The sequence below is a fragment of the Burkholderia sp. NLJ2 genome, from assembly GCF_049487195.1.
Lineage (GTDB): Bacteria > Pseudomonadota > Gammaproteobacteria > Burkholderiales > Burkholderiaceae > Burkholderia > Burkholderia pyrrocinia.
Genome location: NZ_CP137810.1, coordinates 1168275 through 1183611 on the forward strand (window position 1 = coordinate 1168275; position 15337 = coordinate 1183611).

Consider the following 15337-nt stretch of genomic DNA (forward strand, 5'->3'; position numbering starts at 1 on the left):
GTCTCTTGCGGATGCTGGAAAACCCGTGCGGCCGTCACGCGGCCACGCGGTTCGCGGGCGCGCCGGGCGTCGTATAGGCGCCGTCGAGATAGACGAGCGGATCGACGTCGCCGCTCATCAGCACCTCGCGGATGCGCCCGATGAACACCGTATGCGTGCCGTATTCGAAGCGGCCGTCCTGCTCGCACACGAGGCTCGCCTGCGAGTCGCGCAGATACGGCACGCCGTGCGGCGACGTGTGCCAGTCGCCGGTCGTGAAGCGCGCTTCGCCCTTCAGGCGGCCGCTGCAGTCGATCGCGATGCCTTCGTGGCGCGCCGACAGCACGTTCACGCAGAACGGCGCGCCCGCATCGAGCGGCGGATACAGCGACGCGGTGCGGTTGATGCAGATCAGCAGCGAAGGCGGATCGGTCGACAGCGAATCGACCGCCGTCGCGGACATCGAGTAGCGCCGGCCGTCGTGCGCGCTGCTGATGACCGTGACGGAGCGCGCGAGACGGCGCATCGCGAGCAGCATGTCGGTGCGCAGCGGATGGGTGGTGAGATCGCTCATCATTGGACTCCGTCAAGTTCAGTCGTGGAGGGCCGGGCTGGCCGGCCGCCGGCGTCGGCCGCCTGTGCGGCCAGGTGGTCGGCGGCGATGAAACCGAAGGTCATCGCCGGACCGAGCGTCGAGCCCGCGCCGGGGTAGCTCGCGCCCATCATCGATGCGCTGGTGTTGCCGATCGCATAGAGGCCGTCGATCGGCTCGCCGTCGGCGCGCAACACGCGGGCCAGCGCGTCGGTGACGAGCCCGCCCTTCGTGCCGATGTCGCCCGCGTCGATCCGCACCGCATAGAACGGCGCCAGGTCGACCGGCCCGAGGCACGGATTCGGCCGGTTCCGCGGATCGCCGTAGTACGTGTCGAACGCGTTGTCGCCCTTGCCGAACGCTTCGTCGACGCCGGTGACCGCGTAACGCGCCATGTCGCGCAGCGTGTCGCGCAGCCCGGCCGCATCGACGCCGATCCGCGCGGCCAGCGCGTCGATCGTGTCGGCCTTCACGAGCACGTCGCGGAACGCTTCGGGAATCCGCGCATCGGGCATCATCGACGCCGGCATGATCGGCCCGCACGGATACTTGCGGCGAAAGCGCGCGTCGAACACCATCCACGCCGGCACGCTCGCGCCGGTGCGCGCATGATCGCGATACATCGCCGGCACGAATTCGGAATACGGCGCGGCCTCGTTGACGAAGCGCTTGCCGAGGCGGTTGACGATCACGCAGCCCGGCAGGTTGCGTTCGACGAACAGCGCGCGCTGCTTCTCCTCGCCCGCGACGCCGACCGTCGGTGCGCCCCATACGTGCTCCATCAGCGCCAGCGCGCCGCCGAGCCGGTGGCCTTCGGCGATCGCGTCGCCGGTGTTGGACGGCGGCGTCGCGCTCCACTGCGCCTGCGTCGGCTGCGGCAGGTAGCGTTCGCGCATCGGCTGGTTGCGCTCGAAGCCGCCCGCGCCGAGGATCACGCCGCGCCGCGCGGCGATCGTCACGGGCTGCCCGAAACGCTGCGCGCGCACGCCCGTCACGCGGCCGTCCACATCGAGCAGGTCGCGCATCGGCGTGTCGAGCCACACGGGCACGTTGCGCTCGAGCAGCGCGCGGCGCAGCCCGCCGATCAGCGCGTTGCCGAGCGTCAGGCGCCGGTCGCGCCGCGTGCGGCGGCGCATGCCGAGATCGAGCCAGTAGCGGCCGAACTGCGCAATCGCGAGTCTCATGAAGCCGGGCCCGCGCGAGAACAGCGTGTGCGCCTCCTTCGACGTCACCGCCACGCGCCCGCCGATCAGCGTGCCGGGCGACGGCGGCCGCAGCCGGTCGAACTCGTCGCCGAGCAGCCCGCCGTCGAACGGCAGCGGATCGAGCGCGCGATAACCCGGCATCGCGCCCGGCACCTTCTGGTAATAGTCCGCGTACTTCGGCAGCGACTGGTATCTCACGGGCGTCTTCGATTCCAGGTAGCGCAGCATCTCCGGCGCCTGGTCGAGATACGCGTCGAGCTTGTCGGGCGTCGACGCGCCGGCCACGCACGCATCGATGTAGCGGCGTGCGGCCTCGCGCGTGTCGGTCGCGCCGAGCTCGGCGATATGGTGGTTGCACGGCACCCAGATGCCGCCGCCCGACACGGCCGACGTGCCGCCGTACAGTGCCGTCTTCTCGATCACGACGACGGACAGGCCACGGTCGGCCGCGCGGCACGCGGCGAGCAGCGCGCCCGCGCCCGAACCGACGACCACCACGTCGAACGCGTATTGCTGTGCTTGCGTGTCGTTCATCGCGGCCTCGTCAGATGAAGAAGTCCGTGTTCTCGCGGCCGAGCATCACGGCGCCGAGGTTCTGGCCGAAGCGGTCCACGTTGTTCGCGTAGTGCGCGCGGGCCGCATGCAGGTCGAGGAAGCGGCGCACCAGCGGATTGCGGTGATAGATGCCGTTGCCGCCCGCGTAGCGCAGCAGCGCGTTCGCGGCCTGCGCGCAGCGCTCGGCGACCTGCGCCGACTGGTAACGGAAATGCACGCGGCGCTCGATCGACACGGCCGGGCCGCCGGTCACCGACGCCATCAGCTCGGCGAAATTGCGCTTGAGCAGCACCTTCATCTCGTCGATCGCGACGGCCGCATTCGCGCACGCGTTCTGCGCGCCCGGATCGTCGGTCGTCTTCGCGCCGCTGTTCGCGGACACCCGCGTCGCCGCATAGCCGGTGAAATCGTCGAGCGCGCCCTGCAGCGCGCCGATGCACGACGTGCACACCGCGCGCACGAAGATCTGCGCGAACGGCAGCTTGAACAGCGGCGCGTCGTTGACTGCCAGGCCGGGGCTCGTGCCCATCATCCCGTCGATCGCCTTGTGCGTGCGGTACGCGGGCACGAACACGTCGTCGACGACGATGTCGTGGCTGCCCGTCGCGCGCAGGCCGAGCACGTCCCAGTCCTGCTGGATCCGGTAGTCGGATTTCGGCAGCAGGAAGGTCCGGTATTCGGGCGGCTGGCCGGCAACGGCTGCCGGCACCAGCGCGCCGAGGAACACCCATTCGCACAGTTCGCTGCCGCTCGAGAACTTCCAGTGGCCCGACAGGCGGAAACCGCCGTCGACCGGCGTCACGCGGCCGACCGGCATGTAGGTCGACGCGATCAGCGTCGCCGGGTCGTTGCCCCACACGTCCTGCTGCGCGCGCTCGTCGAACAGCGCGAGCTGCCAGTTGTGCACGCCGACGACGCCGTACACCCATGCGGTCGACATGCAGCCGCGCGCAAGCGCCATCTGGATGTCGAAGAAGGCCTGCGGATCGAGCTCGTAACCGCCGTAGCGCTTCGGCTGCAGCACCTTGAAGAAGCCGGCGGCCTGCATGTCGGCGATCGTCTCGGCCGGGATGCGGCCCTGCGCTTCCGCCTGCGCGGCGCGGCCGGCCAGCGTCGGCGCCAGTGCCTCGGCCCGGTCGATCAGCGAGGCGGCCAGTGCGTTCGAATCGTTGTCGCGATGCACGAATGTCTCCTGTGAAACGGGGCGTGCGCCGCGGCGCCTGCCCCGCTCTCGTTCATGGTTGTTCTGCGCGGCCTGGCCGCGGGCGATGCTCGCCACCGTCGATGGTCGGCGTCGCGCGGCCGCGCCGCATCGTCCGAAGGGACGACGGGCACGGCCCGGCCCGCGTTACGCGCAGGCCCGTTCCTTCTCCTTGTTGAAGAACGGGATCACGTGCTCGCCGATGTTGCGAATCGTCTCCATCTGCGCTTCGTGCGGCACCGTGCCCATCTGGCACAGGAACAGCACTTCGTCGACGCCGGCTTCCTGCAGGCGGCCGACATAACCGATGCAGTCGTCCACCGTGCCGTACGCGTGGTTCGGGTTCATCATCGCGAGCGCCGGGTCGGCGAAGTTCACGACGACTTCCTCCGACGCGAAGCGCGAGCGGATCACCATCTCGCCGGTGTCGGCCTGCACGAGGTCGTCGCCCCACTTCGCCGGGTCCGGACGCTCGCCGCCCGTGTACCAGTACGCGAGCGATTCCATGAAGTAACGCTGGCCGCGGATGCCGATCTTGCGGGCGGCCTGTCCGTCGGCCATCACGACCGTCGGGCACAGCGCCGCGAGGTGCTGGGTCGGGCGGAAGCCGACCTGGTCTTCCGGCTTGCGGTTCGCCCACGCTTCGCGGTACACCGCGTTCTTCTTCGCGACTTCGTCCGGGCCGCCGAAACCGAGCACCAGCGCGCCCATCCCGCGCTGGCCGGCGCGCAGCAGCGCGTCGGTGTTCGTGCACGCGAGGTACATCGGCGGATGCGGATCCTGGAACGGCTTCGGGTGGATCGGGCGCTTCGGGATCTTGATGTACTTGCCGTCGTGCTCGATCTCGTCCTGCACGAACATCTTCGGCACGAGGTACATCGATTCGTCGATCATCGGCTGCAGTTCGTTGAGGTCGTAGCCGAACGCGCCGGCTTCCTGCTGGCTGCCGCCCTTGCCGACGCCGAAATGCACGCGGCCGCCCGACAGGATGTCGAGCAGCGCGACGCGCTCGGCAACCTTGATCGGGTGATTCATCGCCGGCGGCAGGCACACGACGCCGTGGCCGAGGCCGATGCGCGTCGTACGGCCGGCCAGGTACGCAAGGAAGGTTTCCGGCGCGCTCATGTGCGCATAGTTGGTCAGCGACGTGTGCTCCACGCACCAGATCGTGTCGAAGCCGACCTGCTCGGCGAGCAACGCCTGTTCGACCGTCTCCTTGAACACCCGGTGGTCGCCCTCGCGCGACGCGTCGGTGGTCTGGGCTTCGTAGATAAGGGAAAACTTCATTGCGTGCGTCTCCATGTGTGTTGGACGAGTCGGGGTCGTGCGGCCCGCCCGCACGATACGGACGAATAGCGACGGTCCACGAATGGGAGTGTCGGCGCGCGGGCGGGCGCGGGCATCGTCTGTTTGGAGTAACGGCACGCCTGCGGGGACAGAGGGGTTTCACGGTCATCCGATCGGACTGCGTGAGCGCGCGAACGGCGCGCTAGCATCGAACGACGGCACGTTGCACGCCGCCCACATCACAACAAGGGAGAACCGGGATGAAGGTATCGATGCTGCTGTATCCGGTCGACGACATCGACACGGCGTTGCCGCTGTTCGTCGACGGACTCGGCCTGAACGTGAAATTCCGCGACGGCGACCGCTATTGCGCGCTCGACGGCGGCCCGCTGACGATCGCGCTGGTCGCCGGCGACGAGCAGATCGTCGAGCGCGCGGCGCTGACGCTGCGCGTCGACGAGGACGACGACCTGTACGCGGCGATGGCGCGGGTCGTGAAGGCCGGCGCGTCGGTGCGCGTGCCCGTGCAGGCCGGGCCGCACGAATACCGCGCGGTGCTGGAGGACAAGAACGGCGCGCTGCTCGTGATTTCGCAGAAACGGTCGGTATGACGAAGCGCGGTGCGCGTGCGGGATGCGGGCGCATCGCATGCCTGACGTGTATGTGTTCGCCGACGCTCGAACGGTTGAGCCCGAGCTGCCGCCCCGAGTCGGTGAAGCTGCGGCAGGTCGTGACGGTTGCGGACGTCCTGAGACAGGCGGAATCGAGCATCGCGCATCGCCATCGGCATGGTCGATGACAGCCAATGTCTTCAGGCGGCTTCCCGATGACCACCGGAATCGGTACCATCGAGCGTTCGAAGACCGGCAGGCGCCGCGCGACCGCGCAACGGCGCCGCCCGCGCCGGGCCTTCGCACCACCATTTCGCCATGTCCCGGGAACCCACACACTCCGCGCTGCTCTGGATCGTCGCCGCTGCATTCTTCATGCAGTCGCTCGACACGACGATCGTCAACACCGCCCTGCCTTCGATCGCGCAAAGCCTGCATGCGTCGCCGCTCGCGATGCAGCCCGTCGTGGTCGCCTACACGCTGATGATGGCGATGCTCACACCGGCGTCCGGCTCGCTCGCCGACCGGTTCGGCACGCGCCGCGTGTTCTCGGTCGCCATTCTCGTGTTCGTGCTCGCGTCGATCGGCTGCGCGGCATCGCATACGCTCGGCCAGCTCGTCGTCGCGCGCGCCGTGCAGGGCATCGGCGGTTCGATGCTGCTGCCGATCGGGCGGCTCGCCGTGCTGCGCCGCGTGCCGGGCGAACAGTACGTCGCGGCGATCGCGTTCGTGTCGATCGCCGGCCAGCTCGGCCCGATCGTCGGGCCGACGCTCGGCGGCTGGCTCACGCAGGCGATTTCATGGCACTGGGTGTTCATCGTCAACGTGCCGGTCGGCGTGGTCGGCTACGTCGCCGTGCAGCGCTACCTGCCGCACGACCACGCGAAACAGCCGCCACCGTTCGACTTCGTCGGCTGTGCGCTGCTGTCGGTCGCGATGATCGCGCTGTCGCTCGCGATCGACCCGCCGATGCCCGCGCATCGCGCGGCCTGGGCGGCCGGGCTCGCCGTGGTGGGCCTGGCAAGCGCGCTCGCGTACCTGCCGCATGCGCGGCGGCGCGCGCAGCCGCTGTTCCGGCTCGGGCTGTTCCGCGAGCCGAACTTCGGTTCGGGGCTGCTCGGCAACCTGCTGTGCCGGATCGGCACGAGCGCGGTGCCGTTCATGCTGCCGCTGCTGATGCAGGTGCAACTCGGCTATACGCCGCTGCAGTCGGGGCTGATGATGCTGCCGGCCGCGATCGCGGGCGTCATCGCGAAACGCTGGATTGCGCCGCTCGTGAAGCGCTTCGGCTACGCGACGTTCCTGGTCGTGAATACGGGGATCGTCGGCGGTGCGATCGCGGGGTTCGCGCTGGTGTCGGTGCGGCCCGCGCCGGTGCTGGAGATCGTGCTGCTGATCGTGTTCGGCGCCGCGAACTCGATGCAGTTCGCGGCGATGAACGGCGTGACGCTGAAGGGGCTGTCGCATGCCGACGCCGGCAGCGGCAACAGCCTGTTCACGATGATGCAGATGCTGGCGATGGGGCTCGGTGTGTCGATCGGCGGCGGGCTCGTCAACCTGTTCGCCGCGTGGTGGGGCTCGATGGGGCACGGGTTCATGCTGTCGTTCGCGTGCATGGGCGCCGTCACGCTGCTGTCGTCCGTCGTGTTCCGGCGGATCGATACGGCCGCGCCGCCGGCCGGTGCGGCGGCGCGATCGTCCGCGTGAACGCGGCCGTCAGTTCGCCTGGCGGCGCTCGACGACGCGCTTGAGCACCCAGCGGATCGACGAACCGTCGGCCGGCGGCTGCGCGACGCGGTATTCGTCGATTTCGAGCGTGTACAGGTAACCGGGCTGGTACGCGAAGCCCTCGATGCCCGCGTACCACAGGCTCCACGGCTCGCCTGGGCTGCTGCGCACCTGCAGGCATTCCATCGGCGCGACGCCCGTGCATCGCGCGGATTGCGGCGCGACATAGACGGTCTTCATCACGGGCCGGCCGTCGGCCGGACGAGTCGCGTTCGGCGCCGTGGCGACCGCGTCGGTCTGGCATCCGGCGAGGAGCGTGGTGCCGGCAATGACGGCGGCGCCGAGCAGCGCTCTGGATTGGCGAATCATCTGATGTTCCTCTGGAAGCGTTGGAGGGGCGTTTAGACGAACAGCGCGGCGGGAAAGTTCACAAACAGCTTACAGGAGGCGATCCGCCACCCTCATTCGTGCGATGTCGCGCGTGCGCCGACACGTTACCGTGTTCCGGTTCAGCCGCGCACCTCGCCGCCGGCGGTCCGCACATGCACGCCGGGCGCCTCGCGACCCGGCGGCCGCAACAGGAGACAACCCGAATGACCACGGCGCCCCCGGCCCTTCCGCCGCACCTCGCCCGATCGAAACTGACGCTCGAGCAGTTCGACGCGCTGCTCACGACAATCTACGAAGGCCCGCTGGAAAACGTGCCGTGGGGCGGCGCGCTGGAACAGATCCGCGCGCACCTGCACGCGAACTACGTGACGATGATCCTGCGCTGGCCGGCCAGCGGCCACGCGGGGCTGATGATCAATGCGTCCGAGCACAGTGCGCCGCTGACGGGCGTCGCGTCGTACAACAATTATTACTACGCGCTCGATCCGTTCGTGAACCTGCCGACCGACCACGTCGTCACCGTCGACGAGCTGCTCGGCCTGGGTGTCTGGCGCAGCAGCACCATGTATCGCGAGTTCATGAAACCGCACGACGTTGGTTACCTGATGGGCGCCGACCTGCGCACGCATGACGGCATCGAGTGCCGTTTCCGCGTGTGCCGTCCGCATCGCGGCGACGCGTTCTCGGTGACCGACAAGGCCGCCTGCAACGCGCTGCTGCCGCACCTGAAGCGCGCGGTGCGGCTGCACGCGAAGTTCGGGATGGTCGAATCCGAGCGCACGCTGTATGCGAGCACGATCGACCGCATGCTCGTCGGCACCGCGATTCTCGACGAGCGCGGCGCGATCATGAAAACCAATTCCGTCGCGGACGAGATCTTCGCCGAATGCGACGGCCTGCGCGTGCGCGGCGGCGCGCTCGAGGCGTCGTATCCGCTGGAGGACCGCAAGCTGCAGAAGCTGATCCGCCAGGTGCTCGCGGAACGCGCGGGCGGCGTGCCGTCGGTCGTGCAGGCGATCGCGGTGCCGCGCCCGTCCGGCAAGGCGCGGCTCGGCGTGCTGATCCGCGCAGTCCCGTTGAGCGAATGGTCGGAGGACAATCCGCGCCGGCCCGCATGCGCGGTGTTCATCCGCGATGCCGAGCGCAAGTCGCAGGCGTCGCACGACATCGTGCGCAAGCTGTTCGACCTCACGCCGGCCGAAACCGCGCTGGCGCTCGCGCTCGTCAACGGGCAGACGCTCGAGGAAGCGGCCGACGCGCTCGCGATCAGCAAGAACACCGCGCGCTCGCATTTGCGTGCGATCTTTTCGAAGACCGGCGTCACGCGACAGGCGACGCTGGTGCGGACGTTGCTGAACAGCGTGCTGTCGCTGGGGTGATGCGTTCGCGCCGTGCGATACGTTCGTCGTGCGGTCGCGTCGCTCATGTCGCCGGTCCGTCAATCGCCGTCGACGGCCGATTCACCGCATGACGATCGTGTACCATCGGCGCTTCCCGATACGCTTTGTCGCGCTGCGTTCGTCCGCCTGACCACGCCCGCGCGGCACGCACTGCGCTCCCCTCCGCATGACCTCACCCGTTCCGTCCGACGCCGCGTTGCGCCCGCTGCCGATCGATACGCTGACCGTGCCGGCCGCACTCGACGGACGCGCGGGCACCAACCGCTCGAGCAGCGCGCACCCGCAGATCGCCGCGACCAACGATCTCGACGCCGTGCGCGCATGGCTCGCGCGCTTCGTCGATACGCCGACCACATTCCAGAACTACCGCAAGGAAGCCGAGCGCCTGTTGCTGTGGGCCGTGATCGCGTGCGGCAAGCCGCTGTCGTCGCTCACGCACGAGGATCTCGTCGTCTACCGGCAGTTCCTGCTCGCGCCCGCGCCGGCCGACGTCTGGCGCGCGAACGGCGGCCGCAAGCATCCGCGCGACGACCCGCGCTGGCGGCCGTTCTACGGGCCGCTGTCGGCGGCCAGCCAGCGGCAGGCGCTGGTGATCCTGAACGTGATGTTCTCGTGGCTCGTGCAGGCCGGCTACCTCGCCGGCAATCCGCTCGCGTTGTCGCGGCAGCGGCAGCGCCGGCCCGCGCCGCGCGTCACGCGCCATCTCGGGCAACCGCTGTGGCAGTCGGTGAAGGACGCGATCGCCGCGATGCCACGCGACGACGCGCGTGCATGCTTCCATGCCGATCGCGCGCGCTGGCTGTTCACGCTGCTGTATCTCGGCGGGCTGCGCATCACCGAAGCGGCCGACACGACGATGGGCCAGTTCTTCTGCCGGCGCGACGCGAACGGGCACGACCGCTGGTGGCTCGACGTGACGGGCAAAGGCGGCCGGCAGCGGCTCGTGCCGGCCACCGACGAAATGATGGCCGAGCTGTCGCGCTACCGGCGCGCGCACGGCTTGCCCGCGCTGCCGTCCGACGGCGAGCCCACGCCGCTCGTGCTGCCGCTCGGCCAGGCGCGCAAGCCGCTCACGCGCGCGGCGCTGCACCGGATCGTGAAGCAGGTGTTCCGGCACGCGGCCGACCGGCTGCGCGCGAACGGCGCAGCCGGCGACGAACAGGCGCGCGTGCTCGAACAGGCGTCCGCGCACTGGCTGCGCCACAGCGCGGGCTCGCATATGGCCGACGGCCGCGTCGACCTGCGGCTCGTGCGCGACAACCTCGGCCACGTGTCGCTCACGACGACGAGCCAGTACCTGCACGCGGACGACGACTGGCGCCATCGCGAAACGGAGGAGAAGCACCGGATCGGGTGGTAGGCGCTCCGCGCACTGCTCGCGATGGCGTGCCGCCGATGTCGATATCGACGTCGGCTTGCGTTTCGCATCGACGCACGGTGATCGAGTTCGAGCCCGCCCAGGCCACCGTTGCTGCGGCACTTCGCGCGATCGCTTTCCGCCGGCACGTCGATTTGGCCGCACAGCGCGTCGATGCGCTTGCGGCCACTGTCGATCAGTACACGGCCGCCCAATGCCCGGGCACCCATGCCCAGTGATTGCCGGCCCATCGGTAATGCCCCTTCGCCCAGCGATAGCCAGGTGCCGGTGGCGGCGGCGCCACTTCGACGAGCGGTGCCGGCTGCGGCGGGCGCACGGGTTCCACCACGCAGGCGGACATCAGCACGGCACTCGCACACACCAGCACGGCAAGCGAAACGGTTCGGATCTTCATCTTCGATTCTCCCTTGTTGTGTCATCGATCGGCGGGGACGAACGCAACAACGCCCCGCGTCACGCAGCCCCGCGAATCAGCCCGGTCATCGGCCGCGTCGCGCCGCTTTCCGCGAACAGCGCGGACGCGGTGCGGCGGGGATCGAGCCGCAGGCTTTCGGCGGTCGCGCCCGAGATCAGCGCGTCGAGCGACGCGGTCGGCTTCAGGTCGCGGCCTTCGTACAGGTCGCCCGGCCGCAGCCCCGGCCAGTCGGCGATCACGCGGCCGCCCGCGACCGCGCCGCCGGCGAGCATCGCGACCGACGCCTGCCCGTGATCGGTGCCGCCCGTGCCGTTCGCCGCGGCCGTGCGGCCGAACTCGGTCGCGACCAGCACCGTGGTCTGCTGCCATGCGGACCCGAGGCCGTCGCGCAGCGCGGCGAGCATCGTGTCGAGCGCTTTCAGTTGATTCGCGAGTCGCGCGTTCTGCGCGCTGTGCGTGTCCCAGCCGCCCGTTTCGATCATCGCGATCCGCGGGCCGTCGTCGCGCGCGAGAAACGTCGCGGCAAGCTTGCCGACACCCGCAGGATCCTGCCGCGCATGCGCGTCGCCGGCGAGGCCGCGCGCCTCCATCGCCGACTGCCACAGCGGGCCGAGCTGCGCGTCGGCCTCGTAAAGCGCCGACACGCGCGCGAGCAGGTCGTCCGGCGCGGCCGGCAAACCGGACGGCGCATACGAAGCGGCCTGTACGGTGCCACGCAACGCGAGCGGCACGGTCGGCGCGAACGCGATCGCGCTTTCGCGCGTCGCCGGCAGTAGCGCGGCGAGCCGGTTCAGCCAGCCGTCCTTCACCTGATAGGGCGCGCGGCCGCCTGTTTCGAGCACGTTCTGCCCGTCGAAATGCGAGCGGTCGCGATACGGGGACGCAATCGCATGGACGAACAGCGCCTGTCCGTCGCGGTACAGCTGCGCGGTCTGCGCGAGCGACGGATGCAGCGCGAACGTGCCGTCGAGCCGCGTGGCGGCCGCGGGGTCGATCGCGAGCGCACCGCGCAGCGACGCATACGCGGGTTCGGCATACGGGACGACGATGTTCAGGCCGTCGGCCGCACCGCGCTGGATCACGAACACGAAGCGCCGGTCGGTCTCGACGTTCGCGAACACGATCCGCGGCGCGACGAGGATCGCGCCTGCGCCGGCGGCGGCAACGCTCAGGAATTGTCGGCGGGACAGTGCCATGTTCACCTCCGTTGGAAATCGGGCGATACGAGCAGCAGCGCGAGCGACGTGGTCGCGCTTTCCGCGCGCGACAGCGCGGTCGCCGTCGGCGCGCTCATCGAACCGGCGAGCAGCGTGTTGCCGAGCGTGCGCGGGTCGAGCCGGTCGCCGGTGCGCGCGGCCAGGCGCTGCGCGATCTCGACGCGGCGCACGAGCGCATCGGGCGCGGCCCAGCTCGCGGCCACGTCGTCATAGCCTGCCGGCGAGCCCGGCCGCCACACCGGCTGGCCGAGCTGCGCGAGCAGCGGAGCGGCCTTCAGGTCGCCCCGATCGTCCATCTCGCGCCAGCCGAGCCCGCGCAGCGACGATACGGCCCACTCCCACGGCGTCTTGAACTTGCGGTTGACCGGCGACCATGCATCGGGCGCATCGACGAGCGCGCGATAGACGGTCGGCAAATCGCCGCCGCTCGCGTCGAACGCGCGGGCCAGCCGGTCGGTCAGCGCGGGCGGCGGATTGTCGGCGACGAAATGACGGGCAAGCTGGAACGCGATATGCCGGCTCGTCGCGTCCGACCGCGCAAGGTCGTGCAGGACCGCGCGCGCCTGCGCTTCGCCCGGCTGGTCGTAGGTGCGCCCCATCACCGTCCGCGTGCCCGGTTCATGCAGCTTCGGACGGAACACGAACGCGCCGGGCGCGGCATCGCCCGGCTGCGGCCCGTTCCCGCCGGCGAGGCTCCAGCCGGTCAGCGCACGCGCGAATTCCGTCACGTCGGCTTGCGTGTAGCCCGTGCGCACGCCGAGCGTGTGCAGTTCCATGATTTCTCGCGCGAGGTTCTCGTTGAGCCCGCGCTTCGCGGATGGATTGCGTGCTTGCGCGCGCAATGCGGCCGGGCTGTCCGGGCCGACCGAGCGTGCCTGGTCGAGAAAGATCTGCATCGCAGGATGTTGTTCGACGGCGACGAGCATGTCCTCGAAGCGGCCGAGCACGTGCGGACGAATCGCGTCGCGTTCGAACGCGCCCGCGTACGCAGCCACCTGCCCCTTGTCGACCGACACCGCGAAATGGTTCGCCCAGAAATGCACGAGACGCTCGACGAACGGCGCAGGCGTGTTCAGCGCGCTGTTCAACCGTGCAGCGACGGCGCTGCGATACGCGTCGTAGCCGTCGCGCCGGATCGATTGCGCGGTCGCGCGCTTTGCGGTCGCGTCGTCGCCCGTCATCGCGTTGCGCGCGTTCGCGAAGCGCGTTGCGAGCGCGACCGCGTCCGGTTCGCCGGCCCACGCGGCGGGCCGCGCGTCGTAACGGTCGAATTGCGCGACGAGCGCCGCCTTCGGGTCGGCAGGCGGCGCTTCGTCGGCCCGCGCGCCGAGACCGAAGCGGTTCAGCGCGATCGCGGCCGGCGTAGTGTCGTTCGGGTGGTCCATGACGGGCTCTCTTGCGGTGCGTACCCACGTTTAACGCGGGCACGCCGGGAAATCCGTCGCGGGGATGGCAAATATTTTTTGGATCGGGGAAGCGAGGAACGGGAAAGTCGGTGGCGGTGATGCGCGGCAACGGCGCAAGTCATCGACACGCAACAGCGAAACGATTCATCCCGTGCACGCATTGCGCGTGACCGAACGCGAGAGCAGGCGACACGCGTATCGCGTATCGCCCTGCCTGATGCTTACTTACTCGCTCGCCGGCGGGTCCGGCTTCTTCTGCAGTCTCGGCGGCAAACGCCAGTTGCCGCTGTGCTGCAACCCGTCGACGAATTTCACGCGCTCTTCGGGCGTCAGCGTCGCCGCGAAATCGACGACGCTGCGCTCGACCTGCGCACGCATTGCAGTGTCGGCCGCACGCGTGCGGTCGAGTGCGGCGTCGATCGCCGCCCGATCGAGTTGCGGCGCGGCGAGCAGGTCCAGCACGGTGATCCGGCCATCGCGCCCTTCCCGCGCGAAATCGCGGCCGTTCTTGCGCGCGGCCTTCAGCGCGGCGGCAAACTCGTGCTGCCGCGTATCGGACAATTCGTCCGCCGCGAAACGCAACGCGGTGCGCTGCGCGGGCGCGCCCTCCGCGTGCAGGTCGCGATGCGTCGAGAACCACTGATACGCGCCGCCGCCGATCGCGCCGAGCATGAACACGTTCAGCACGACCGAGCCGACGAGGATGAATTTCCAGCCGCGTTCGCTCATTCGTCGCTCCCGTCGACGCTCGGTCCGCCGAAGGTCGTCGTCAGATAGCCCGGTTCGTGCAGTGACGTCGGCACGCTGCCAAGCATCAGCATCGACACGGCCACCGCGCCCGCCAGCGCGCCAGCCAGGCCAACGCCCGCGAACGCCGCGCCCGACCACCACACGGTGCCGCGCCGCCGCGCGCGTTGCGGCGCGGGCGCCGTGGCGACGATGCGCTCGACGAGCGCCGGCGCGGGCGGCATGACCGTGTCGTACGCGAGCCATGCATCCAGGTCGGCCGCATCGTCCAGTGCCAGCAGCGCGTCGCGCGGGTTCGCGCGCGCCCACGCCTCGGCGTCCGCGCGCTCGCCGTCCGGCCAGCGCCGCGCGTCCGAGCCGTATGCGGCGACGATGGTACGAAATCGTTCGGGTGTCATCGCTTGTCCTCGCTAGGTGGGTCGCCGGCCAGTTGCGCGCGCAGGTTGCGCCTCGCGCGGGCGAGCAGGCTTTCCAGCGCATCGACGGTGATGCCCATCAGGTTGGCCGCTTCCACATTCGACAGTTCCTGATAGTACTGGAGCACGAGCGCTTCCCGTTGCCGCGGCGGCAACGCAGCGAGCGCCTGCCGCACGCGCGCATCGCGCGAGCGCAGCTCCGCATGCGCGGCCGGCTCCGGCTGCGGGTCCGGCACGTCGGGCAACGTATCGACGGGCTCCTCGCGCCGGCCGCGCAACCGGTCGTAGCACAGGTTCAGCACGACGCGATGCAGCCACGTATCGAAGCGCGCTTCGCCTTCGCGCCAGCGCGGCGCCTGGTTCCAGATTCGCAAGAACGTCTCCTGCGCGACGTCCTCGGCTTCGTTCCGGTCGCCGAGCATACGCGTCGCCAATGCGAGCAGCCGCGGCAGCTTGCGCGCGACGAGCACGCGCACCGCCGATGAATCGCGCGCGCCGACGCGCGCGACGAGTTCCGCGTCCGGATCGCGGTCGCCGCGATCGCTCAACGCCGCCTGCTCCGTCGCGCAGCGCGATTGCGCCGCCCTGTGCCGGCAGGTCTGCCCGCCGCCCGGCTGAAGCTCATCGTCGTGCTCTCCTTGCATGCGTCGGGCCATCGCCGCGCGGCGCCACGCCGACGGTTCGGCGGCGCCGTGCATTTCGCGCGCGGCGTCGCACACGGCGTCGGCCATGCCCGTTTCATCGACATCCGTGTCGCGCGGCATATCGATCCTGTCGGCCGGTCACAAGTCGCCCGGTCGCCCGGTCGCG

Annotated in this window: 15 protein-coding genes; 4 read left to right on the forward strand and 11 right to left on the reverse strand. The window is 70.0% G+C overall.

Going from position 1 to position 15337, the window contains the following annotated elements; all coding sequences use genetic code 11:
• Positions 1-34: 34 nt before the first annotated feature.
• The 4 genes from R9B84_RS27575 to R9B84_RS27590 form a co-directional block, all read right to left on the reverse strand.
• Positions 35-553 carry a flavin reductase family protein gene (locus R9B84_RS27575; RefSeq protein ID WP_262544922.1) on the reverse strand — a complete coding sequence of 173 codons (519 nt, stop codon included), beginning with the start codon at positions 551-553 and terminating at the stop codon, positions 35-37.
• Positions 553-2310 (reverse strand): FAD-dependent oxidoreductase, encoded by a 1758-nt coding sequence (locus R9B84_RS27580; RefSeq protein ID WP_423763154.1) that lies wholly within the window; start codon positions 2308-2310, stop codon positions 553-555. The genes R9B84_RS27575 and R9B84_RS27580 overlap by 1 nt, the downstream gene beginning before the upstream one ends.
• Positions 2311-2320: 10 nt before the next feature.
• Complete coding sequence (locus tag R9B84_RS27585; protein ID WP_423763155.1) at positions 2321-3514, reverse strand: acyl-CoA dehydrogenase family protein; 1194 nt, start codon at positions 3512-3514, stop codon at positions 2321-2323.
• A gap of 165 nt (positions 3515-3679) precedes the next feature.
• On the reverse strand, positions 3680-4819 hold the full coding sequence (locus R9B84_RS27590) for an LLM class flavin-dependent oxidoreductase (RefSeq protein WP_011355016.1): 1140 nt from the start codon (positions 4817-4819) through the stop codon (positions 3680-3682).
• A gap of 260 nt (positions 4820-5079) precedes the next feature.
• Between R9B84_RS27590 and R9B84_RS27595 the strand changes: the two genes are divergently transcribed.
• On the forward strand, positions 5080-5430 hold the full coding sequence (locus R9B84_RS27595; RefSeq protein WP_423763156.1) for a VOC family protein: 351 nt from the start codon (positions 5080-5082) through the stop codon (positions 5428-5430).
• A gap of 318 nt (positions 5431-5748) precedes the next feature.
• A complete protein-coding gene (locus R9B84_RS27600) occupies positions 5749-7137 on the forward strand; it encodes a DHA2 family efflux MFS transporter permease subunit (protein ID WP_423763157.1) in 1389 nt (462 codons plus the stop codon).
• Positions 7138-7146: 9 nt separating this feature from the next.
• On the opposite strand, the gene R9B84_RS27605 is transcribed toward R9B84_RS27600, so the two are convergent.
• On the reverse strand, positions 7147-7527 hold the full coding sequence (locus tag R9B84_RS27605) for a DUF4377 domain-containing protein (protein ID WP_423763158.1): 381 nt from the start codon (positions 7525-7527) through the stop codon (positions 7147-7149).
• 224 nt (positions 7528-7751) lie between these two features.
• Here R9B84_RS27605 and R9B84_RS27610 point away from each other — a divergent pair, with 224 nt between their 5' ends.
• Both R9B84_RS27610 and R9B84_RS27615 read left to right on the forward strand, forming a co-directional pair.
• Positions 7752-8927, forward strand: a complete 1176-nt coding sequence (locus R9B84_RS27610; RefSeq protein WP_423763159.1) for a helix-turn-helix transcriptional regulator — start codon at positions 7752-7754, stop codon at positions 8925-8927.
• 187 nt (positions 8928-9114) lie between these two features.
• Positions 9115-10308 (forward strand): tyrosine-type recombinase/integrase, encoded by a 1194-nt coding sequence (locus R9B84_RS27615; RefSeq protein ID WP_423763160.1) that lies wholly within the window; start codon positions 9115-9117, stop codon positions 10306-10308.
• A gap of 193 nt (positions 10309-10501) precedes the next feature.
• Here the strand turns inward: R9B84_RS27615 and R9B84_RS27620 are convergent, their stop codons facing one another.
• The 6 genes from R9B84_RS27620 to R9B84_RS27645 form a co-directional block, all read right to left on the reverse strand.
• The gene (locus R9B84_RS27620; RefSeq protein WP_423763161.1) at positions 10502-10720 is read right to left on the reverse strand and encodes a YXWGXW repeat-containing protein; all 219 of its coding nucleotides are present in this window, start codon (positions 10718-10720) and stop codon (positions 10502-10504) included.
• 59 nt (positions 10721-10779) lie between these two features.
• Complete coding sequence (locus R9B84_RS27625) at positions 10780-11937, reverse strand: DUF1501 domain-containing protein (RefSeq protein WP_423763162.1); 1158 nt, start codon at positions 11935-11937, stop codon at positions 10780-10782.
• A gap of 2 nt (positions 11938-11939) precedes the next feature.
• Complete coding sequence (locus tag R9B84_RS27630) at positions 11940-13343, reverse strand: DUF1800 domain-containing protein (RefSeq protein WP_423763163.1); 1404 nt, start codon at positions 13341-13343, stop codon at positions 11940-11942.
• A 246-nt stretch (positions 13344-13589) separates the two neighbouring features.
• Entirely contained in the window at positions 13590-14093 is a 504-nt protein-coding gene (locus R9B84_RS27635) for a periplasmic heavy metal sensor (RefSeq protein WP_423763164.1), read from the reverse strand.
• A complete protein-coding gene (locus R9B84_RS27640; protein ID WP_065501837.1) occupies positions 14090-14509 on the reverse strand; it encodes a hypothetical protein in 420 nt (139 codons plus the stop codon). Before R9B84_RS27640 ends, R9B84_RS27635 begins: the two co-directional genes overlap by 4 nt.
• The gene (locus R9B84_RS27645; protein WP_423763165.1) at positions 14506-15291 is read right to left on the reverse strand and encodes an RNA polymerase sigma factor; all 786 of its coding nucleotides are present in this window, start codon (positions 15289-15291) and stop codon (positions 14506-14508) included. The genes R9B84_RS27640 and R9B84_RS27645 overlap by 4 nt, the downstream gene beginning before the upstream one ends.
• Positions 15292-15337: the final 46 nt, after the last annotated feature.